This window comes from Thermodesulfovibrio sp. 3907-1M (assembly GCF_040450955.1).
In the GTDB taxonomy this organism is placed as follows: domain Bacteria; phylum Nitrospirota; class Thermodesulfovibrionia; order Thermodesulfovibrionales; family Thermodesulfovibrionaceae; genus Thermodesulfovibrio; species Thermodesulfovibrio autotrophicus.
In genome coordinates, this window is sequence record NZ_CP144373.1 from 296415 (window position 1) to 316239 (window position 19825).

23 protein-coding genes, 3 tRNA genes, 1 pseudogene and 1 CRISPR repeat array (1 of these 28 running past the window's edge) are annotated in these 19825 nt (G+C 33.9%); of the genes and pseudogenes, 17 read left to right on the forward strand and 10 right to left on the reverse strand.

Features of this window, described 5'->3' with window-relative positions; genetic code table 11:
• Positions 1 to 195: 195 nt before the first annotated feature.
• Positions 196 to 753: a hypothetical protein gene (locus V4D30_RS01655; RefSeq protein WP_353684518.1), complete on the reverse strand. Its 558-nt coding sequence runs from the start codon at positions 751 to 753 to the stop codon at positions 196 to 198.
• Positions 746 to 1135, reverse strand: a complete 390-nt coding sequence (locus tag V4D30_RS01660; protein WP_353684519.1) for a hypothetical protein — start codon at positions 1133 to 1135, stop codon at positions 746 to 748. The genes V4D30_RS01655 and V4D30_RS01660 overlap by 8 nt, the downstream gene beginning before the upstream one ends.
• A gap of 208 nt (positions 1136 to 1343) precedes the next feature.
• Here V4D30_RS01660 and V4D30_RS01665 point away from each other — a divergent pair, with 208 nt between their 5' ends.
• The 8 genes and pseudogenes from V4D30_RS01665 to V4D30_RS01700 all read left to right on the forward strand — a co-directional run bounded on the left by V4D30_RS01665 (position 1344) and on the right by V4D30_RS01700 (position 7503).
• Complete coding sequence (locus tag V4D30_RS01665) at positions 1344 to 2150, forward strand: DUF262 domain-containing protein (RefSeq protein WP_353684520.1); 807 nt, start codon at positions 1344 to 1346, stop codon at positions 2148 to 2150.
• 101 nt (positions 2151 to 2251) lie between these two features.
• Positions 2252 to 3307, forward strand: a complete 1056-nt coding sequence (locus V4D30_RS01670; protein ID WP_353684521.1) for an HNH endonuclease family protein — start codon at positions 2252 to 2254, stop codon at positions 3305 to 3307.
• Positions 3308 to 3353: 46 nt separating this feature from the next.
• Positions 3354 to 3857: pseudogene (locus tag V4D30_RS01675) on the forward strand (transposase); the annotation flags it as partial.
• Between the two features lie 306 nt (positions 3858 to 4163).
• Complete coding sequence (locus V4D30_RS01680) at positions 4164 to 4463, forward strand: hypothetical protein (protein ID WP_353684522.1); 300 nt, start codon at positions 4164 to 4166, stop codon at positions 4461 to 4463.
• Between the two features lie 457 nt (positions 4464 to 4920).
• The gene (locus V4D30_RS01685) at positions 4921 to 5454 is read left to right on the forward strand and encodes a hypothetical protein (protein ID WP_353684523.1); all 534 of its coding nucleotides are present in this window, start codon (positions 4921 to 4923) and stop codon (positions 5452 to 5454) included.
• Positions 5455 to 5601: 147 nt separating this feature from the next.
• The gene (locus V4D30_RS01690) at positions 5602 to 6996 is read left to right on the forward strand and encodes a hypothetical protein (RefSeq protein WP_353684524.1); all 1395 of its coding nucleotides are present in this window, start codon (positions 5602 to 5604) and stop codon (positions 6994 to 6996) included.
• 352 nt (positions 6997 to 7348) lie between these two features.
• Positions 7349 to 7421, forward strand: a tRNA-Lys gene (locus V4D30_RS01695).
• 7 nt (positions 7422 to 7428) lie between these two features.
• Positions 7429 to 7503: transfer RNA gene (locus V4D30_RS01700), tRNA-Glu, on the forward strand.
• 33 nt (positions 7504 to 7536) lie between these two features.
• Here the strand turns inward: V4D30_RS01700 and V4D30_RS01705 are convergent.
• The 3 genes from V4D30_RS01705 to V4D30_RS01715 form a co-directional block, all read right to left on the reverse strand.
• Positions 7537 to 7722 carry a rubredoxin gene (locus V4D30_RS01705; protein ID WP_353684525.1) on the reverse strand — a complete coding sequence of 62 codons (186 nt, stop codon included), beginning with the start codon at positions 7720 to 7722 and terminating at the stop codon, positions 7537 to 7539.
• 15 nt (positions 7723 to 7737) lie between these two features.
• On the reverse strand, positions 7738 to 7845 hold the full coding sequence (locus V4D30_RS01710) for an RCKP-type rubredoxin-like domain-containing protein (protein ID WP_353684526.1): 108 nt from the start codon (positions 7843 to 7845) through the stop codon (positions 7738 to 7740).
• A 140-nt stretch (positions 7846 to 7985) separates the two neighbouring features.
• Positions 7986 to 8282 (reverse strand): hypothetical protein, encoded by a 297-nt coding sequence (locus tag V4D30_RS01715; RefSeq protein ID WP_353684527.1) that lies wholly within the window; start codon positions 8280 to 8282, stop codon positions 7986 to 7988.
• Positions 8283 to 8442: 160 nt separating this feature from the next.
• Between V4D30_RS01715 and V4D30_RS01720 the strand changes: the two genes are divergently transcribed.
• Complete coding sequence (locus V4D30_RS01720; protein WP_353684528.1) at positions 8443 to 9747, forward strand: UDP-glucose/GDP-mannose dehydrogenase family protein; 1305 nt, start codon at positions 8443 to 8445, stop codon at positions 9745 to 9747.
• On the opposite strand, the gene V4D30_RS01725 is transcribed toward V4D30_RS01720, so the two are convergent.
• A complete protein-coding gene (locus tag V4D30_RS01725; protein WP_353684529.1) occupies positions 9723 to 10334 on the reverse strand; it encodes a tetratricopeptide repeat protein in 612 nt (203 codons plus the stop codon). The two genes, V4D30_RS01720 and V4D30_RS01725, sit on opposite strands and share 25 nt — an antisense overlap.
• 44 nt (positions 10335 to 10378) lie before the next feature.
• On the reverse strand, positions 10379 to 10963 hold the full coding sequence (gene yedF / locus V4D30_RS01730; RefSeq protein WP_353684530.1) for a sulfurtransferase-like selenium metabolism protein YedF: 585 nt from the start codon (positions 10961 to 10963) through the stop codon (positions 10379 to 10381).
• A 72-nt stretch (positions 10964 to 11035) separates the two neighbouring features.
• On the opposite strand from yedF, the gene V4D30_RS01735 reads away from it, so the two are divergent.
• From V4D30_RS01735 to V4D30_RS01765, 7 genes are all read left to right on the forward strand, one after another.
• A complete protein-coding gene (locus tag V4D30_RS01735) occupies positions 11036 to 11605 on the forward strand; it encodes a flavin prenyltransferase UbiX (RefSeq protein WP_353684531.1) in 570 nt (189 codons plus the stop codon).
• On the forward strand, positions 11556 to 12560 hold the full coding sequence (gene hemH / locus V4D30_RS01740; RefSeq protein ID WP_353684532.1) for a ferrochelatase: 1005 nt from the start codon (positions 11556 to 11558) through the stop codon (positions 12558 to 12560). The genes V4D30_RS01735 and hemH overlap by 50 nt, the downstream gene beginning before the upstream one ends.
• A complete protein-coding gene (gene queF, locus V4D30_RS01745) occupies positions 12536 to 12904 on the forward strand; it encodes a preQ(1) synthase (RefSeq protein ID WP_353684533.1) in 369 nt (122 codons plus the stop codon). Before hemH ends, queF begins: the two co-directional genes overlap by 25 nt.
• An 18-nt stretch (positions 12905 to 12922) precedes the next feature.
• Positions 12923 to 12996: transfer RNA gene (locus tag V4D30_RS01750), tRNA-Arg, on the forward strand.
• Between the two features lie 27 nt (positions 12997 to 13023).
• The gene (mtnP, locus tag V4D30_RS01755; protein WP_353684534.1) at positions 13024 to 13803 is read left to right on the forward strand and encodes an S-methyl-5'-thioadenosine phosphorylase; all 780 of its coding nucleotides are present in this window, start codon (positions 13024 to 13026) and stop codon (positions 13801 to 13803) included.
• Positions 13778 to 14272, forward strand: a complete 495-nt coding sequence (locus V4D30_RS01760; RefSeq protein ID WP_353684535.1) for a L,D-transpeptidase family protein — start codon at positions 13778 to 13780, stop codon at positions 14270 to 14272. The genes mtnP and V4D30_RS01760 overlap by 26 nt, the downstream gene beginning before the upstream one ends.
• Positions 14269 to 15819 (forward strand): AAA family ATPase, encoded by a 1551-nt coding sequence (locus V4D30_RS01765; protein ID WP_353684536.1) that lies wholly within the window; start codon positions 14269 to 14271, stop codon positions 15817 to 15819. Before V4D30_RS01760 ends, V4D30_RS01765 begins: the two co-directional genes overlap by 4 nt.
• A 1-nt stretch (position 15820) precedes the next feature.
• On the opposite strand, the gene V4D30_RS01770 is transcribed toward V4D30_RS01765, so the two are convergent.
• Entirely contained in the window at positions 15821 to 16669 is an 849-nt protein-coding gene (locus V4D30_RS01770) for a tetratricopeptide repeat protein (RefSeq protein ID WP_353684537.1), read from the reverse strand.
• Between the two features lie 47 nt (positions 16670 to 16716).
• Here V4D30_RS01770 and V4D30_RS01775 point away from each other — a divergent pair, with 47 nt between their 5' ends.
• Positions 16717 to 17238, forward strand: coding sequence for a hypothetical protein (locus V4D30_RS01775; protein ID WP_353684538.1), 522 nt, complete (start codon positions 16717 to 16719; stop codon positions 17236 to 17238).
• Here V4D30_RS01775 and V4D30_RS01780 read toward each other — a convergent pair.
• Both V4D30_RS01780 and V4D30_RS01785 read right to left on the reverse strand, forming a co-directional pair.
• The gene (locus V4D30_RS01780) at positions 17183 to 18073 is read right to left on the reverse strand and encodes a cation diffusion facilitator family transporter (protein WP_353684539.1); all 891 of its coding nucleotides are present in this window, start codon (positions 18071 to 18073) and stop codon (positions 17183 to 17185) included. The two genes, V4D30_RS01775 and V4D30_RS01780, sit on opposite strands and share 56 nt — an antisense overlap.
• A 3-nt stretch (positions 18074 to 18076) precedes the next feature.
• A complete protein-coding gene (locus tag V4D30_RS01785) occupies positions 18077 to 18859 on the reverse strand; it encodes an inositol monophosphatase family protein (RefSeq protein ID WP_353684540.1) in 783 nt (260 codons plus the stop codon).
• Positions 18860 to 19209: 350 nt separating this feature from the next.
• Positions 19210 to 19825: a CRISPR direct-repeat array (repeat unit 35 nt; unit sequence GTCTCAGCCCCTGACGTCAGGGATTCCTGTTTGGA) (it continues 247 nt past the right edge of the window).

Genomic DNA, 19825 nt, shown 5'->3' on the forward strand with positions numbered 1-19825 from the left:
TGTAGAACGAATGATAAGCCATCCGAGAAAAATTAAGGAATTATATGAAAAATTACCTAAAACCAAAAAAGACCAAATTAAAAATCGTGATAAAAATTAATTTGATTTTCATTTTAATTTAGTTATTCTCAGAAAAGTTTTATACTTTTAATACCATAATCCGTAATGACATTTTGCAATCACCATATTTTTCACCTATAAGGTGCAGTTTTTGACTTCCGACCATTCCTTCCGCCCTTCTTCTAGTCCCTTCTCCGTTATCTTCCTTAACGGCTTCCATGCTTCATCAGGTAGTCTCTCTATCTCTTTCTTTAATGCATCTACCATGTCGCAACTTATTGCATAGTAAACCTTTATATGCCTGCCTTTTACTTTGAACCCTTCCTCTAATCTGTCTATGAATTCTTCATAGTTAAGCCCAGCACTGTCTGTCCTAACCATCACCTCCCTTACACTGTCAAGCAGCATCTCTACTGAACGATAAAGTGATGTGTAACAGTCAAATGAGGCAGAAACATTACCATCCCTGAATTCATCCGCCAATATTAAATCCTCCTCAGTCCAGTAGTTAATAAGTGGCTGGTATCCATCATGCCTAAGATATGTCGGAAGTGCCTCCTCTTTGTTGCTCGGTATTACCGTGGTGTCCTGATCTATCGTTGGTATTTGAGGTGAAAGCCTTCTGGTTGCCCTTAATATATAAGCCTTCTTTATCTTTTCCAGACCTTTCAGTTTAACAGTCTCCTCAGGCACCAAATGCACTCTTCTTTATACGCCCCATCTTTTGCTTTATTATCTCTTCATCGTGAAATCCATAAAGAAAAAATCTCGCTGACTCAGCCGATGGAAACTTTAATCCAAGTTCCTTTAATCCCTCATCACTCCTTAATCTCTCTATGTCATCTATACATTCTCCTCCAGAGATAAATAAACTAAGAAGACTCTCTATATAATCACTTTCACTGTATTTGCCCGTCTCCCTCTTCTTTATCTTGAGATTCTTCGCTATAAGCTTTGGTATTTTCATTGCCTTCATCGTCTCTATTGCCAGAGGTAATCCAGCAAAAGATGTAACTACCTCTCTGGATTTTTCAGTTATCAGTTGAAACTTTAATATGCCCTGTGTTATACTCATTGCAGCACCTCCTTGGTGAATTTGACAATATATTATGGCTTGCTTAATCCATTATTGAAAGCCATTTTCCAACGGAGGTGCTATTTTTGACTACGGATTATGGTTTTATATAAGGAAATGAAAAAAGTATAGAAATTTTAGAAAAAGCAGAAAAAGGATTGAGAAAATTTTAGATGATGTGTGGAAAATTTAATTGCAGGGAAAAAATATGAAGGCATCTGAAACAAAAATTCAACCTATTCTTGAAGGAACAAAACAATATGTTGTTCCACTTTTTCAACGTTCATATGACTGGGGTAATAACGAATGGGAAATATTATGGAATGATATTTTGGAACTTTACGAAATGGAAAATCCCCGTACTCATTTTTTGGGTTCTATAGTAACAATGCCAACTACTTCTGTCCCTGAAGGTGTTACGAAGTATCTTTTAATAGATGGACAACAACGACTTACAACACTTTTTATTATACTGGCTTTGATACGTGATAAGTCGCCCCGGCTTGCTGATGAGATAACAAACACTCTTTTGACTAATCCATATAAGCAAGGAATTGATTATTTAAAACTTTTACCGACAAATGTTGATAGAGATATTTTTGAAAAATTAATCAGATACGGATACAATGAGATAGAAGAAATAAATAATTCTCATAACATTTATAAGGCATATAAATATTTTGAAAGAAAATTGAGTAATGATAATTTTGATATAGAAAGAATTAAAAATTTAATTATAAATAATTTAATAGTTGTTAGTATTGTCCTTGATAGAGATGATAATCCACATCTCGTTTTTGAGAGTCTTAACGCAAAAGGACGTGCTTTAACCCAGTCTGATTTAATCCGTAACTATTTCCTTATGAAAATCCATATAAATGACCAAGAAAAAATATATTCAGAATATTGGAAACCAATGCAAGATTCTCTCAGTGAAAATCTAACAGAGTTTATTAGACATTATTTAATGAAAAATGGTAAACAAGTTAAAAAAATGAAATTTACTTTACACTAAAAGAAGAAGTTGAAAATAATAATCCATTAGAATATCTCAAAAATCTGTCAATTTATTCAAAATATTATGAAAAGTTAATTAATCCAGAAAAAGAAGAAGATTTGAAAATAAAAAGAATGCTCAAGCGTCTCAATAGACTTGAAGTAACAACAGCATATCCTTTCTTATTAAATGTTTTTAGAGAATATGAAGAAAGAATAATAAATAAAGAAACTCTGATAGAGATATTGAAAATCCTTGAAAATTTTATAATTCGGAGATTTATTTGTAATATCCCGACAAATCAACTTAATAAAATTTTTCCTCCCCTTTATTCTCAGGCAAAAAGGATGGAAGGAGATTTGCTTAGTAACATAAAAACTATACTTCAAAGTAAAAATTACCCAAAGGATGCAGAATTTAAAGCGAAATTAGTAAATAAGAAACTTTATGGTAGTGGAGACCTACAAGTTAAAGCTAAGTTAATTCTTGAGTCTATTGAAGAAAATTATGCTCATAAAGAGCAGGTGCTGTTTGATGACCTTACTATTGAACATATAATGCCCCAAACATTAAGCGAATGGTGGCAAAAGCACTTAGGAGAAGATTGGGGAATAACTCATGAACTTTTGCTTCATACAATAGGCAACCTAACACTAACGGCATATAACCCAGAACTCTCCAATGCAGATTTTGAAACAAAAAAACAATACTTGGGTAATAGTCATCTTGAAATGAATAAATATTTTAATGAAATAACTTCTTGGAAAAAGGAAGATATTGAAAAAAGGGCTCAATACTTATCAGAAATCGCCATTTCTATATGGCCATATTTTGGAGATGAAAATTTTACCCAATATAATGAGGATATTACAGGGACTAGACCCAAAAAATTATACATTTTAAGAAAACAGTTTGAAGTCCTATCTTGGAGAGATGTAATGGAAAAAACGATTAATTGTATTATAGAATCAGACCTAGAAAAATTTGAAGAAATAATACGCCAGTTTCCGAGATTTGTTGGTAGAAATAAAAATCAATTTCGTCAAGTACGCGAACTTATCAATGGTGCTTTTATGGAAGTAAATTTATCTGCAAAAGATATCTATAATTTTTGTATCCAAATGATAGAGACTTTAGGTCTTACATCAGAAGATTGGAGAGTTGAATTTAGTTAAAGATAAGACTTGAAAAGGAAGCAGTTGATGAAAAAGAAAAATAAACAGGTTTAAAAAGCTTTATTCAAATCCTGTTGATGAAAGGGCAAGTGTAAGATGCGACCAGATTATACTGCTTAAATGTTTCTATGCCCATAAGGATTATCCTGGGAGATTAAGGCGTATCAAGTATTTTGATGCAGACAATAACAAGACCCTTATATTCCTGACAAACAATTTCACTTTACCTGCAATGACCATAGCAGAACTTTACCGCTGTCGCTGGCAGGTGGAATTATTCTTTAAATGGATCAAACAACATTTAAGGATAAAGGCTTTTTACGGCACATCGGAAAATTCTGTAAAAACACAAATCTGGATAGCAATATCTGTATATGTCCTTGTGGCAATAATTAAAAAGCAACTGAAGTTGCAGCAGAGCCTCTACACTATTTTACAGATTTTGAGCATTAGCCTGTTTGAGAAAATGCCCATTTTGCAACTATTTTCGCAAAATGGTAGTATTAATTCAGATGATGATAATTCTAACCAATTGAATTTATTGATTTAACATTGGGACAGTAGTGAGTGCCGGTAAAAGTAATATACTTGAAGCAATAAATTTGATATTGGGACCGACTTATCCGACCTTTAACTCAATAACAAAACAAGACCATAACTCAAAGAATTTGAAGGGAAATTGATAAACTCGTGTATAAATATTTAATGGAGGAAGAGATAAAAATAATTGAAGGGAGTTTGGGAAATAGATAAATATTATTCAGAAAAATGACTCCAGATTTAAATCACCTTGGCACAAAATGGCTTGAACTCAAAAAACAGCGGATGCAGAATTTATTGAAAATTGCTCTTCGTGATGAAGCCCTTTACAGGGAAATTATGCTTTCCCTTGGCTACCCCCCATAACAAAGTGAATTTTTTAGAACTCGAACTTCTAACGCCTTATAATGAAATACGAAAGCTCAAAGAAAAAGAAATCATAGAAAAAGCCCTTTTATACAGGGCTGACTTTACAGATGATAGAGAAGGGCTACCAGAAGATTTTGATTTTTCTCTAAGAATGGATAAATCTGTCTGGAACTATAAAAGGATAAGACCTGCAAATTTTCCAGAAAAAAATTATAGGCATATCAGCGCTTTTATCAAAAACTACTAAAGAGGGACTTGTAAATTACTTTTAGAGCACATCAGCTTAGAACTGAATACCAATGAACCTCAAAAAGCTGTAAAGAAAATAATGGACTTTGAAGGCATTTGGATTCAAAGAAAAACAGAGATTTTTTTAACATAAATAATGCCATTTCTGATGGTTCATTCAAATGATATTCAGATTAAGAATTTCTTGAATTTTATATTTGAGAATCATACACCATTAAGCGTAAACAAACATTTTAGATTTTTTTCTTATTGGCTTTTTGATAGCGTTTAGCAAGCTTTTTTGTTAGTTCTTTTTTTGTTTTTAAGCTCAAAGCCATCCTCTTCCCCCTAGGTTGACTTATGGAAAATTTTAAAAATTTCCTTTAGATTTTTAATGAGGCAATTCGGAATTGACACTATGATGTTGAGGTAATGGAATATTCACAGGAATAATTTGTCAAATTTTTTATTTTTTTATGGATCAGCCAAAATACAAACCGTTACTTAGGGAAGAACAATTCAATGATCTTATAAAATATCTAAACATTCTACGGCAAGAAATTGAGAGATGCGAGAAAGCTGGATCTTATCTGGCTGGTATATTTATGGCCGCTGCTGTCCTTGAAGCAATTATTTTAAGTATGGCAGATCTCTTTCCAGAAAAAACCGAAAAAGCTGTTAAATCTTTACTTGAAAAGAAAAAGATTCGTGACAAAGAAATTACAAAATATGGACTCGGAGAGCTTTTGTTAATTTCTTTTGAAGCTGGATGGATATCTTATAGAGAAACAAAAGAATCGGAAGAGGGTGAATTAGGAGACTGGTTACTTAATTACGTTAAGGAGCTGAGAAACTTGATCCATCCAGGAAAGAAAATTTGTGAATATGCAAAAATGCGAATTACAAAAAATCATTTTTTAGCTGTGAAAGATTTTGTTGAAAATACAAGAGATTTATTTTTGGAAAGAGTAGAGAAATTTATTTATAATGAGTTAAAAACAAAAAAGTGATAAAATAAATAATCATGATGCTTAACAATTTAAAATCTGAGATAATACAGGAAATTCAAAGTTCAGATTTAGATAAGATAGAAAACTTAATAAAAAAAAATAAACCGGTATTTCGAATTTTTATGGAACAAAATTTCTATAAATGAAATGTTAAAAAGATTGAAAGAGATTTACAATCAAATGGAATTGTCTTGGAAAGATCCTGTATTATTTTCAAAAATAATTGAAAGATTAGTTAAAAAATTAGCTTCTACTAAAAGTATATGTCCTGGTTGCTTTGAATATCTATGCAATCTTTTAGATTCAGGTAAAGAAGAAGTTATATTAATTGGATTCAACGAAAAAGAAATCGTTTTATCTTTTATCGAGTATTATATATTTATGAAAGCAATAAGTAACATCTCTGATTTAGATATGCTAAAAAATTTAATTCCAAAAGGTGATAAAATTGACAACTTTTATCTTGAAAGAATTGTTCTTTACTGCTTTAAGAATACAAAAAGGATAAAATGGAATGAAAAGAGCAAACTTTTCTGGGAATGGGAAAAAAATCCAGTATTATTTTTCTGGAGAAAAAAAGATCCATTTTTAATACCTATATCCCCTTTAGGATATGTTAAGAATGATATTTGTTATAGAGAAAAAATATATTATAAATATCCCGAGATTTATTTTCATTCTTATTTATTAAATAGTTTGGTATTAGATTCCTATCTTTTATTAAAAGGCATTCCTGAACTACAAAAAGAAGTGAAAGAAAAAGATACAATATTCAGTCGTTGGGAAAATGAAATCAACAAACTTAATGAGAAAGTCTATTTAAATTTTTGGAGAGATGAAAAAGAGAAAGAAAAGTTGATTAAACTCATCCTTTTAGCTGTCGAAGCAAAATACTGGAATGAATCATTATCTAAGAAGTTAATTATACATAAAAATATACAGAAAAATGAAGAATTGTGGGTATTGTGCTGGCTTCTTTGCAGTATTCCTGAAGTTTATTCAAATATTGGAGAAATTTTAAAAAGCGAGGCTCCAGACTTTGTTTTGATAGCAAAAGACGGAAAAAAGATAGCTGTAGAGTTGACAGGTATTGACTCACTTGAAGAAGTTAAGAAAGAATTAAAAGGAGAAGAGCCAAAAGTTTTTAGGTTTGATCCCTATTCTTATCTATCGGAAAATTATAAAAAATTTATAAAAGCAATTTCCCAAAAAATAAATAAATATGATCCGAAGAAATATAGTGAAAACTGGCTAATTTTACACACTCGCAGTAGCAGTAATATTTTAAAATATTATACGTTAGATACTGTAAGTAAATTTAATCCACATATTTCAGAAATTCGTAAGCAAATAGAGGAGGAAATTAAAATAAATTTTAAGAATTGGTTTCAGAAAATTTACTTTTGCTTTGAAAGGGAAATAAAAGAAGTGATAAGCGGACAGATATACCAGACAGAAGAAGAAATGAATTTTGCTTATAAATTGTTTGAAGAACTTATTAAGCCGGATCTACAAATCATGATTAACTATTATAAACACTGACGGGATAAATTATGTCTTTTAAGTTTAGTTTAAAGATTCAAGTAGTAAAAAGTTTTGAATCTTAATCAGAATTCTATTTCTTCCTTCCGCAAAATATAGTCTAATGAATGCTGCACCTGGTTAACGAAAGTGTACCAAAGTATTTTCTGGTACACCCGCCCCAGCACCAGGTGCCGGAGCTAGCCTTACTGCCACCCTCTTCCAATCCCCTACAACCAATACTGGACTCAAGGGAGAGAAGTCCCTTATAAAAAACTTCCCAAGAAGAGAAATAAAAGTGGCTTCCATACCCATTTAATTATATTTATTGACAAAAATCAACTTAAAAGTTTAAATTATTAAAGTTGCACACGGGCCGCTAGCTCAGCAGGCAGAGCACCGCCCTTTTAAGGCGGGTGTCGTTGGTTCGAATCCAACGCGGCTCATTGATATGTCCCCATCGTCTAGCCAGGCCTAGGACATCGCCCTTTCAAGGCGGTAACAGGGGTTCAAATCCCCTTGGGGACGTTAAAAAAGCCGCAGATATTATCTGCGGCTTTTTTATTTTACCGGAACAAATCCTGACTTTTTAGATTTACATACAGGACAGCGATAGTCTTCTGGTATTTCTTCAAAAGATGTTTCAGGTTTTACTTTATTTTTTTCACACCCTTGTGAAGGCTCATAAATGTATCCACAGTGACAACATCTGTAAGATACTAATTTTTTCTTATTCTCTCCGCTCATTTAAGACTCCTTTTTTTAGGATACTTTTTGCATTGTTCCTTTCTGTCCACATTTTGGACATTTCTGAGGCTTACATCTTCCTTCTTTTGTAGCCCCGCAATTGCTACACTTAAAAACTGCCATTTTTTAACCTCCTTATAATTTTTACTTTATTTTAAATAAAAATATTTATAAAGTCAATCAAACCTCTCTTTCAAGTTAAGACAATAGTCTTTGAAGATTGTTTAGTTTGGCAGGTTTAAATCTTGATAGAGTTACCAGTGTTACTTAAAAAACAGAGCAAGAATTGCTGTAAGAGCACCAATCTGACCAGCCCAAAAAATAAACATCCATTTTATAAGGTCTGCCCGGACCCTCTCTATTTTTACTTCTAACTCAGCTATATCTTGTTTTGTTGCTGATCTTAACTCAGCTATATCTTGTTTTGTTGCGAGTATATCCTTTTTTCTTTCAAATTCCTTTTCTACCATTACATTGATGAATTCAAGAAGAGTTTTTGCGGATTTTTCTCCAACATGCTCTTTCAGAGTTTCATAAACTTCTATTTCCGTAACTGGCATAAAAAATTATATCATGAAGTCTCTGAAAATAACAATTATCTTATTCTCTAAGGTTAGGATGTGGTATTCAGGTTTAAGTCCTAACCACGATCACATGTTTTAAGCTGATGAACAAAATTGGTTATAATAACTTATTAAACTTTTTCACGGAGGATAATTAATGCATATAGCTATAATTGGCACAGGATATGTAGGACTCGTAACTGGCGCTTGCTTTGCTGAATTTGGAGTTTTCGTAACATGCGTTGATAAGGATCAGGAAAAAATTGAAAAACTAAAAAAGGGAATTATTCCTTTTTATGAACCAGGACTTGAGGACATTGTAAAGAGAAATTTAAAGGAAAATAGATTAAAATTTACTACCTGCATTGATGAAGCAGTTAACGAATCTCTTGTAATATTTATTGCTGTAGGAACACCACCCCGGGGAGATGGTTCTGCAAATCTTGATTATGTTGAAGAAGTTGCAAAAGAGATTGCAAAAAATATGAATAGTTACAAAGTTATTGTTACGAAGAGCACAGTTCCTGTTGGAACAGGATTAAAGATAAAAGAAATCATCAAAAAAAATCTTGAAAAAAGCGTTGAATTTGATATTGTCTCAAATCCAGAATTCTTGAGAGAAGGCTCTGCAGTTGAGGATTTCATGCGTCCTAATAGAGTTGTAATTGGTGCAGAAAGTGAACAGGCAATTGCCATAATGAAAGACCTTTATAGACCTTTGTATTTGATAGAAACTCCTTTTGTAATAACTGATATACCCACAGCTGAATTAATAAAATATGCTACAAACAGTTTTCTTGCGACAAAAATCTCATTTATTAATGAAATATCAGCACTATGCGAAACAGTTGGTGCAAATGTCAATACTGTAGCAAAGGCAATGGGACTTGATGGAAGAATTGGTCCTAAGTTTCTTCATGCAGGTATAGGGTTTGGTGGTTCATGTTTGCCAAAGGATACAATGGCACTTGTCAGAATTGCTGAAGAAAAAGGGGTAGAGCTTCGTATTATTAAGGCTGCCATTGAGGCAAATCAAAATCAAAGGGAAAGATTAACTCAAAAAATAATAAAAGCATTTAACGACAAAGTTGAGGGGAAAATTATTGGTATACTTGGTTTATCATTCAAACCCAATACAGATGACATAAGAGAGGCTCCTGCATTGTACATCATTCAGAGTCTGCTAAATAGAAAAGCAACAGTTAAAGTTTACGACCCTCAGGCTATGGAAAATACCAGGAAGGTTTTCCCAAACATAATTTACTGCTCAGATGCTTACTCTGTAGCAAAAGATGCTGATGCTCTTGTAGTTGTTACTGAATGGAATCAATTCAGAAATCTTGATCTTGAAAGAATAAAAAAACTTATGAAGGGTAATTTATTCTTTGATTTCAGAAATATTTATGATCCAGTGAAAGTAAAACAAATAGGATTTAGTTATTTCAGTGTAGGAAGACCATGAAAATTTCTTTCAACAATAGCTTGAAAACAGGGATGATTTCTAATAAGATCGTATGTTTTTGATGTTTTAAGATATTTCCAGTTGTTGTAACCTTTTTCAATTGCTTTTATAAGCCATTTACAGGCTTCTTCTGGCATTCCTTTCATGGCAAAAAGCTCTGCCATGCTGTTTAATGCATATATGTTGTTAGGATTAAGTTCAATTGATTTTCTAATATCTCTTTCAGCTTCTTCTAATCTGCCCATTAATAGATAAGTGAATCCTCTATTGTTGTAAGGCATTCCATTGTTTGGCTTTAATTCAATAGCTTTATTATAATCAGCAATTGCAAGCTCGTAGAGACCTAAAACTGAGTAAACTATTCCGCGGTTATTGTATGCGAGAAAGTAATCTGGTTTTAGCTCAATTGCCTTTGTATAATCTGCTATTGCAAGATGATAGAGCTTTTTCCTGTAATAGGCATTTCCCCTTTCTTTATAAGCCTGATAATTATTAGGGTCTTTTTCTATAATTCTTGTGTATTTTGCAATTGCAATATCATGCTTTTTTCTTTTTATGAATTTTAAGTTTTTATTTACCTGAGACATATTTAAATTTTATTTTGTTTTCCCCTTTTATTTCAACAACTATATTAGCCAATCCATACAGTTTTATTAAAATCAAACATTCCTTCAACAAAATGATTTGTTGTGCCTCTGAACCCAACTTTTAAACTATCTTCAAGATTGTAATACTTAAGGCATGTTCCGCAGGTAAATACCTCTGTGCCCATTTCTTCAATTTTTTTAAGAAGTGAAATAAACTCCTCATCTATGGTAGAGAGTTTCACAGCTGTATTCATTAAAAAAATCATCTGTGGAAGTTGCCTGGTAGCTATGATTGTTTCAAAATAGGCTTTCATAAGAACTCTTCCTAATTTTTCATCCTTACCAATTACATCAGATGAGATAATAACCAGCAAATCCTTTTTCGTCTGCTTTTCTGCTGTTGAAGAAATCTGACAGGTATAACCTTTAACTATCTTTACCTTCCAGTAGTTTTCCTCATTTTCAACTTCATAGTAGTAACCAAATCTTGTAGCATATCTCTTTAAATTCTCCATAGAACCTTCATTGTCAACAATTACTGTGACAACTCCTTCTTCTATTTTTGACAATGCCTCTTCAGCAAGGATGATGGGCTTTGGACATCCTAAGCCTCTTGCATCAATTTCCATATTTCCCTCCAATGTTTTTATTTCATTTTAATTTATTTTCAGGAGAGTTTATCAATATGTTAGGATAAAATAATGGAAAGATTGATACTGGCAATAACAGGAGCTTCAGGCATAATTTATGGAATAAGACTTCTTGAGGAAGTTTCTAAAATTTTTCAAGTATCAGTAATTTTATCCAGCTCTGCCACAAAGGTAATGGAGTATGAGACAGAAATTAAAAGTTTTAATGAGTTTAGAGAAAGATATGAAAAACCAAACATAAAAATTTATTTTGAAAATCATATTGATGCGCCTGTGGCAAGTGGCTCTTGTAAAAGCCGTGGAATGTTTATTGTCCCATGTTCAATGAAAACTCTCTCTGCAATTGCCACTGGTTATGCTGACAATTTAATAACAAGAGCTGCTGATGTAATAATTAAAGAGGGAAGAAGACTCGTAATTTCTCCAAGAGAGACTCCCCTCAGTGCAATTCATATTGAAAATATGCTGAAACTTGCCAGAATTGGAGTTATTATAGCACCACCCATGCCTGCATTTTATCATAATCCTCAGACAATTGATGATATGGTGAACTTTGTCGTAGGAAAACTTCTTGACAGCATGGGAATTGAAAACAATCTTTACAGGAGATGGAATGGATAAAATCGGAGTAATGTTACTTAACATGGGAGGACCTGATAGCCTCTCAGCAGTTAAACCCTTTCTTTATAACCTTTTTACTGATCCTTATATTGCAAACTTTGGATTTATGCAGAAACCTCTTGCATGGCTTATTTCAAATGTAAGAGCAGGCAAACTAAAAAAAGCTTATGAAAAAATCGGAGGAAAGTCTCCTTTAAAGGAAATCACAGAGGCACAGGCAAAGGCTTTAGAGGAAGCCTTGGGAGAGGATTTTCATGTTCTCGTCGGAATGAGATACTGGCATCCTTTTATTGAAGACTCTCTGGAGGAGTTTAAAAAGTTAAATATAAAAAAAGTGGTGGCAGTCTCACTTTATCCACAGTTTTGTAGTGCAACCACATCCTCAGCAGTTGAGAGATTCAGGGAGCTTACAAATGGAAATTTTGAATTCAAGATAATAAGTTCCTGGTGTGATTATCCTTTATTTATTGAGGCATGGATTGAACAAATTGAAAAGGCATTTGAAAGACACGGAAGTGAGTGTTTTGTTCTTTTCAGTGCTCATGGTATTCCTATTTACCTTCATAAAAAAGGAGACCCTTACATCTCAGAAGTGCAAAAAACTGTAAATGCTATTGCTAGTAAAATGAAGTTAAAAGAGTTTAAAATATGCTTTCAGAGTAGAACAGGACCCCTTCAGTGGGTAAAGCCTTCAACTGAAGAAGTGATTAAAGAACTCAGTAAAACAGAAATAAGAAAAATTCTGATAGTTCCTGTGAGCTTTGTTTCTGATCACATTGAGACTCTTTATGAGATTGATTTTGTATATAAAAAAATGGCTAATGATTTAGGATTACAACTTTATCGTGTTGATTCATTGAATACTTCGTCAAAGTTTATTGAAGCCTTGAAAAATCTTGTATTAGAATGTTTACAGGGAGGGAGTGAAAAATGCTTTACGGTGAAAAAGCTGTAAAAGAAGCAAAACTTGAAGCATGGGATAACCCATATCCTCAGAGGGATTACAGAATTGAAATAAGTTTTCCTGAATTTACCTGTTTATGCCCGAGATCTGGATATCCTGATTTTGCGACAATAAAAATAAGTTACATTCCTGACAAAAAAATCGTAGAGCTGAAATCATTAAAGCTTTATCTCAACTCTTACAGAGATAAATACATCTCCCACGAAGCAGTCACAAATAAAATCTATGAGGATCTTTACAATCTTCTTCAGCCAAGAGCACTGGAAGTAATGGGTGATTTCAATCCAAGAGGAAATGTGAAGACCATTATCAAAGTGTCTTCTGAAGACAGTTAATGTGTTATAATATTTTTAGCGCCCATAGCTCAGTAGGATAGAGCGGCGGACTACGAATCCGTAGGTCGGGGGTTCAAATCCTCCTGGGCGCACTTAAATAAATGCAGAGTATAAAGCAGGTGAAAATAGGAATAATTGGTGGTAGCGGACTCAGTGAATCAGAGATAAAAAAAGAGATCCTCACCATAAAAACTCCATATGGTGAACCTTCCTGTCCCTATGAAATAGAAAAAATTGACACTCTGGAAGTTTTATTTCTCAGGCGTCACGGTGAAAAGCACAGCATACCACCTCATAAAGTTAACTACAGAGCCAACATTTATGGATTTAAACTCTGCGGAATAGAGAGAATATTCGGAGTTTTTGCCACAGGTTCATTAAACGAAAGCATACCACCCGGAAGTATCGTAATACCCCATCAAATAATAGATTTAACTCAAGGCATGAGAGATCATACTTTCTATGACAAAGAAAAAGTCGTCCACATAGATTTCACAGAACCATTCTGCAGTGAGATAAGATACTACTTATTAGAGACAGCAAGAAGACTTGGAATTAATGTGATTCCTCACGGAACGTACATATGTGTGAATGGTCCAAGACTTGAAACAGCTGCTGAAATAAGATTTTTTAAAAATATAGGTGCTGATATTATTGGTATGACAATTATGCCAGAGGCTGCACTGGCAAGAGAGTTAGAGATCTGTTATGCTGCAGTTGCTGTTGTTGGTAATTATGCTGCTGGAATATCAAAGATGCCTCTTACAGTTAAGGAAGTTATTGAAACGATGCAAGACTCTGTTGATACATTAGGTTTACTTATAAGAGAAACTATCAAAAAACTACCTGATGAAAGGAACTGCCTTTGCAAAGATGCTCTTAAGAACGCTTCTTTTTAGTTTTCTAATTTTTATTTTTTCAGTTAACCATGTCTTTGCCTATGAAACTGCTGATTTAGTGGTTGTTATTAAGTCAAAAAGAGTTATGTTTCTTATGAAAGAAGGTAAAATACTCAAAGCCTATCGAGTTGCTCTTGGAAAAAATCCAACTGGAAAAAAAACATCTCAAGGAGATGGAAAAACTCCTGAGGGAAGATATTACATAGTGGGAAGAAATCCTAACAGCAGTTTTTACAGGGCACTGAAAATCTCATATCCAAACGAAAAAGATATTGAACAGGCAGCAAAACTTCATGTAAATCCTGGTGGTGGAATAATGATACACGGGCTTTCAAAAAAAGTGGAGTATCTTGGCAAATATCACATAATTGATGACTGGACCGAAGGCTGCATTGCTGTCACAAATAAAGAGATGGATGAAATATGGAGGATGGTTCCTGAGGGGACTCCAGTAGAGATTCTGCCATGAATGAGATTGATTTAAATGAGGAGTTTCTTAAAGCTCTAAACTTAGCGGAAAATACAGATAAAAACCTATTTATAACAGGAAAGGCAGGAACAGGAAAATCAACATTTTTAACTTATTTCAGAGAAAATACAAAAAAGAAAGTCGCAGTTCTTGCACCAACAGGTGTGGCAGCAGTAAATGTTAAAGGACAGACAATTCATTCCTTCTTTAATTTTAAACCTGACATCACCATTCATAAAATAAAGGAGATAAAGCCAAGAAATCCAGATCTTTATAAAAAGCTTGACTGTATTGTTATTGATGAAATATCAATGGTAAGGGCAGATGTTCTTGATTGCATTGATGCTTTTTTAAGAATACATGGACCAAAGAAAAAGAAGCCTTTTGGCGGCATTCAGATGATTTTTATCGGAGACTTGTATCAACTACCTCCTGTTGTGACATCAAAAGAAAAAAGCATTTTTAAAGAGTTTTATAAAACTCCTTATTTTTTCAGCTCCAGTGTTTTTAATGAATCTGAATTTGAATTCATTGAACTTGAAAAGGTTTACAGACAGTCTGACATTCAATTCCTTGAAATTCTCAACTCAATAAGAAACAACACTGTTAACGATGAAATCATTGAAAGACTGAATAAAAGGGTTAATCCTGATTTTGAGCCAGGTGAGGATGATTTTTATGTTTATCTTACGACAACAAATAAAATGGCTGAAAAGATAAATTCTGAGAAGCTTTCAAAGATAAAAAGTAAAGAATTCAAGTATTATGGCTTTATTGATGGAGAGTTCAACGAACAGGATCTTCCCACATCTCGGGAGCTTATACTTAAAGTTGACTCTCAGGTAATGCTTCTTAATAATGATACAAAAGGAAGGTGGATAAACGGAGATATAGGTAAAATAGTTGAGATAAAATTAAGAAAAACCGAGCCTGATATTATATCTGTAGAGCTTCAAAATGGAGAGACTGTTGAGGTTACCCCATTTACATGGGAGATGTATGAGTTTTACTATGATAAAGAAAAGAAAAAAATTTTAACTCAGAGTATAGGACAGTTTACACAATATCCACTAAAACTTGCATGGGCTATAACAATTCATAAAAGTCAGGGGTTAACTTTTGATAAATTAATAGTTGACATAGGAAGAGGAACATTTTCTCATGGACAGCTTTATGTTGCACTTTCAAGATGTCGCTCTCTGGAAGGGCTGATACTAAAAAGACCCGTATGCCAGAAACATATTCTTCTTGACAGAAGAATTGTAAGATTTCTCACTGAGTTTCAGTATAAACATGCAGAAAAAAATCTTCCCATTCAGGAAAAAATCTCAATAATAGAGAATGCGATAAAGAATGGAAAAAAATTAGAGATTGTTTATCTTAAATCAACAGATGTAAAGTCAAAAAGACTGCTAAAGCCTGTTTACATAGGACCAATGCGCTACGGTGATAAAACGTTTCTTGGTTTAAAAGCTTTCTGTATGCTTAGAAACGAGGAAAGAAATTTTAATGTGGAGAAAATTCTTGATTTAAAGCCTGTTGATTAGCCTATCTTAGAAGATCTCTAAGGTTTTGAGCAAGTTCATTGTTCAAAGGAAACAGTATGGAGACTTCTTTGTAAGCCCTGTCTTTGTTTCCGATTAAATAATAAAGAATACCTTTCAGATAATGCATATAAGCAGAATTTAAACCTGAATTTTTGATAAACTTTAAAGCCTCTTCAAAATCTTTCTCAATAATACAGATTCCAACAAGTCTTGCAACAGTCTGTTCATCTTTTGAAAGCATTTTAAAGTACTCCTTTGCTTTTTTAAAATTGCCAAGACGATAATAAAGAATCGCAATTTTATTTATAATGTTGCCCTCAGGTTTATGTTTCAGAATATCTTCATAAACTGATAAAGCCAAGCTCCACTGCCCTGTTTTTTCGTATTGTTCAGCTAAGGCAGTATAGTCAGAGATTTTTTCTTTTCTGGCTTCTTTTTTTATCTCTGAAGGAAATAGGGTTTTAATTTTTGAGTAAGCTTCGTTCTTATTTGCAGTAAGCACTTTTATATCTCTGTCAATTAAAACTTCTTCTGGATTAAAATAAAGAGGTTTTTTTTGTGAAAAATCAATCAATAGCAATGCAATCCCCTTTCTTTTATCCACAATAATAGAATCTCTTACAGAATAAACATACCCATCCTGCATAACAATCAGTTGCGAACGCAAATTAGTAATCCATTTTTTTATAGGCTCTATTTTGCTGATATAAATATCGTCTCTTTGAGTTCCAAGAAGCTTATAACCCTGCACAGGATTATAGTTTTCGTCAATAACAAAAACATAGGTTGACTCACTGGCAAAAAGCAGGGATGGAAGAAGCAGTAAAATAATTACAATTAAACTCTGCATTTAAATATTTTATCATAATTGAAGATGCTAATAGGTTAAAATTATTTATGCATCTTATAACTGAAAAAATAGAGAATTTAAAAAACAGGATAAAACAACTGCAGACAAAAGGGCAGTTATCCAGAATAGAATTCCTACTTGACCAGTTAAAAGAGTTTATACTTCAGGAAAACAGAGAAAGAGCTTTCTGTGGAATGAGTTTAATATGTGCTCAATGTGGAAAGGAAGGTAAAGCTTGTTGCGGGAAAAATATAGAGTTTAAATACTCTGACGAGCTTCTTTTAATAAATCTCCTTTATGGAGTGGAAATTCCTGAAGAACCTGAATTTCCTGAAATGTGTTTTTTTCTTAAAAACTCTGGATGCGTGCTCTTTGCAAGAGATGCCTTTTGTATAAATTTTATCTGCGATAAAATCAAAGAGCAGATTCCACTGGAGAAACTAAAAAAGCTCAGGCAACTGGAAGGGCTTCATCTAAACTTTCAGTTTCAGCTTGAACAGATGCTTAAAAGATTCAGTGGTGTTTATGATTTCCAAAATTACAGTAAATTGAACTGTTTTCGCACCTGATACACTCTATTTGAATAACACTATGTTTAATGCCTATGTCTCCCAGTTTCTCTTCAATCTTTTTTCTTATTTTATCAGCCTCACTTAAAAGTTGATTGTCCACTACCACGTGAGCTGAAAAGGCGGGAACACCGTAACCAATTGACCAGATATGAATATCATGAACATCAATTATTCCTTTAATCTTTTTTATTTTCTCTGTTATTTCCTCCACATCAAATCCCTCTGGGACAAAGTCAAGAAAAATCCAAAGAGAATCTTTAATAACTCTTACTCCACCAGTAATGATAATAAAGCCTACAAACCAGCTTATTATTGGATCAATTGTTAGCCAGCCTGTGTATTTTATAATTAAGCCCGCTATAATGACTCCTGCTGATGATATGGTATCTCCAATTACGTGTAACCAAGCACTTTTAATATTTAAATCTTCATGCCTGTGTCCCAAAATCCATGCCATCATAAGATTTCCCAGAAAACCGAATACTGCCACAGGAAGCATTATATCAGAGTCAATTTTTGGAGGATTAAGCAGTCTTTGATAACCCTCAAAAAATATCAAACCGGCAATTACAATAAGACTTACTCCATTTATAAATGCGGCAAGTATTCCAATTTTATGATACCCATAGGTAGCTTTTCTGCCAGATGGTTTTTTAGTAATAATTGATGCAAGAAGGCTTAAAATCAATGCAAAAGCATCTGTAAAAACATGTCCAGCGTCACTGAAAAGAGCAAGACTATTACTGATGAGCCCACCGATAACCTCAACAATGAAAATAAAAAAAGTTATTCCAACAGCTAAAGATAATTTTTTTGTAGATGACTGTTTCATTTTTTATTTTATTAAATCCAGGGTTTTTTTATGAAGTGTTTCATTGGCAGAAACTAACAGGGTTGTTTTCGTATTAAAGGCAACTTTCAGATCATCAATTGAATTACCTTCTATATCTGTAATGATTGCACCTGATTCTTTTGCAATTAGTATTCCTGCTGAAAAATCAAATATTCTTGATGGCGTTGGAACAACAAACACATTTATAGAGCCTGATGAAAGATATGCAAGGTCTAAAGCTGTGCTTCCAAAACATCTTACCCTGTTTGCCATTTTGAATACAGGCAGAATGTGTTTTATAGCATTATATGGAGTTGAGGCTTCAAATGCAATTATTACGGGCATTGTATTGTCTCTGGCTTTAATCCTCTTTCCATTAAAAAAAGCACCCTCATCTTTTTTAGCCCAGAATTCATCGCCATTTACGAGATTTATTATGTAACCCAATTTAAGACTTTTTAATGTGCCTCCATCAGCTATTGCAATTGATGTAGAAAAAAAGGGAATACCCGATACAGCGTTTTTACTGCCATCAATTGGGTCAACTATGAGGCTTGGATAATTGTCCTGCATTATTTTTGAGCCTATCTCCTCTGAAATTATATTGATTTTGACGCCTTCTTTTTCAAATGCCTCAATTATTCTGTTTTCAGCCAATTTATCAATGGGGAATGTGGTATCTCCAGAAGCACCTCTTCCCAGAACAGTTCTATTGAACTGAGGCTTCAGTAAAGAGATTTCTTTAAAAAGGCTCTGTCCGATGTTTCTTAAGAATTCTATCTCCATAAGCTTTTATTATAGCCTAAAATGCCGGATAAAGAAAAAGAGATTTTAAGCCAGCAGAACTTCCACTTTCTGTCTCAGCCACCTGTCTTTGTCCTGCATGTTTGGATAAATGACAGATTAGGGTTGTCATTCCGAGGGGCTCGATGCCCTGAGGAATCTCTGAGTTCTTCCGATGCTGAAAGAAACTGAGGAGATTCCTCGCTTCGCTCGGAATGACAAAAAAGAGTGACGTCAGGGATTCCTGTTTGGAGACAGGGTTGTCATTCCGAGGGGCTCGATGCCCTGAGGAATCTCTGAGTTCTTCCGATGTTGGAAGAAACTGAGGAGATTCCTCGCTTCGCTCGGAATGACAAAAAAAGAGTGACGTCAGGGATTCCTGTTTGGAGGTTGTAACTGTCGTAGTCGCAAGTGACTACGACGTCTCAGCCCCTGACGTCAGGGATTCCTGTTTGGACGTTACCCTAGGAATTAAGACACCGCAAGCCTGTCTCAGCCCCTGACGTCAGGGATTCCTGTTTGGAGCTATCTATAGAAAACAATAGTCTGGGCCATTTTTGTCTCAGCCCCTGACGTCAGGGATTCCTGTTTGGAGGGTTATAGCCTCGTATTTGGAAAAGGGGGGATAGTCTCAGCCCCTGACGTCAGGGATTCCTGTTTGGAGAAGAGCCCCCGAGAAGCAAAAAAAGCTGGGGATAGTCTCAGCCCCTGACGTCAGGGATTCCTGTTTGGACGAAATTAAGAAAATTATTATTGGAGCCCATGGGGTCTCAGCCCCTGACGTCAGGGATTCCTGTTTGGACTCACCAGGCTCGTGCTTTATCATGATTTGAAAAGGTCTCAGCCCCTGACGTCAGGGATTTCTGTTTGGAGTCACCCAGCTCGTGTTGATGCATGATTTAAAGTCTCAGCCCCTGACGTCAGGGATTTCTGTTTGGAGTAAATATAGTCGCCAAGTATGGCGACTAC

Coding starts and splice junctions, on each gene's coding strand:
- V4D30_RS01660 (WP_353684519.1), bottom strand. CDS start 1,135: ATGAGTATAACACAGGGCATATTAAAGTTTCAACTGATAACTGAAAAA.
- V4D30_RS01665 (WP_353684520.1), top strand. CDS start 1,344: ATGAAGGCATCTGAAACAAAAATTCAACCTATTCTTGAAGGAACAAAA.
- V4D30_RS01680 (WP_353684522.1), top strand. CDS start 4,164: ATGAAGCCCTTTACAGGGAAATTATGCTTTCCCTTGGCTACCCCCCAT.
- V4D30_RS01685 (WP_353684523.1), top strand. CDS start 4,921: ATGGATCAGCCAAAATACAAACCGTTACTTAGGGAAGAACAATTCAAT.
- V4D30_RS01690 (WP_353684524.1), top strand. CDS start 5,602: ATGTTAAAAAGATTGAAAGAGATTTACAATCAAATGGAATTGTCTTGG.
- V4D30_RS01705 (WP_353684525.1), bottom strand. CDS start 7,722: ATGAGCGGAGAGAATAAGAAAAAATTAGTATCTTACAGATGTTGTCAC.
- V4D30_RS01710 (WP_353684526.1), bottom strand. CDS start 7,845: ATGGCAGTTTTTAAGTGTAGCAATTGCGGGGCTACAAAAGAAGGAAGA.
- V4D30_RS01715 (WP_353684527.1), bottom strand. CDS start 8,282: ATGCCAGTTACGGAAATAGAAGTTTATGAAACTCTGAAAGAGCATGTT.
- V4D30_RS01720 (WP_353684528.1), top strand. CDS start 8,443: ATGCATATAGCTATAATTGGCACAGGATATGTAGGACTCGTAACTGGC.
- V4D30_RS01725 (WP_353684529.1), bottom strand. CDS start 10,334: ATGTCTCAGGTAAATAAAAACTTAAAATTCATAAAAAGAAAAAAGCAT.
- yedF (WP_353684530.1), bottom strand. CDS start 10,963: ATGGAAATTGATGCAAGAGGCTTAGGATGTCCAAAGCCCATCATCCTT.
- V4D30_RS01735 (WP_353684531.1), top strand. CDS start 11,036: ATGGAAAGATTGATACTGGCAATAACAGGAGCTTCAGGCATAATTTAT.
- queF (WP_353684533.1), top strand. CDS start 12,536: ATGCTTTACGGTGAAAAAGCTGTAAAAGAAGCAAAACTTGAAGCATGG.
- V4D30_RS01760 (WP_353684535.1), top strand. CDS start 13,778: ATGCTCTTAAGAACGCTTCTTTTTAGTTTTCTAATTTTTATTTTTTCA.
- V4D30_RS01765 (WP_353684536.1), top strand. CDS start 14,269: ATGAATGAGATTGATTTAAATGAGGAGTTTCTTAAAGCTCTAAACTTA.
- V4D30_RS01770 (WP_353684537.1), bottom strand. CDS start 16,669: ATGCAGAGTTTAATTGTAATTATTTTACTGCTTCTTCCATCCCTGCTT.
- V4D30_RS01775 (WP_353684538.1), top strand. CDS start 16,717: ATGCATCTTATAACTGAAAAAATAGAGAATTTAAAAAACAGGATAAAA.
- V4D30_RS01780 (WP_353684539.1), bottom strand. CDS start 18,073: ATGAAACAGTCATCTACAAAAAAATTATCTTTAGCTGTTGGAATAACT.
- V4D30_RS01785 (WP_353684540.1), bottom strand. CDS start 18,859: ATGGAGATAGAATTCTTAAGAAACATCGGACAGAGCCTTTTTAAAGAA.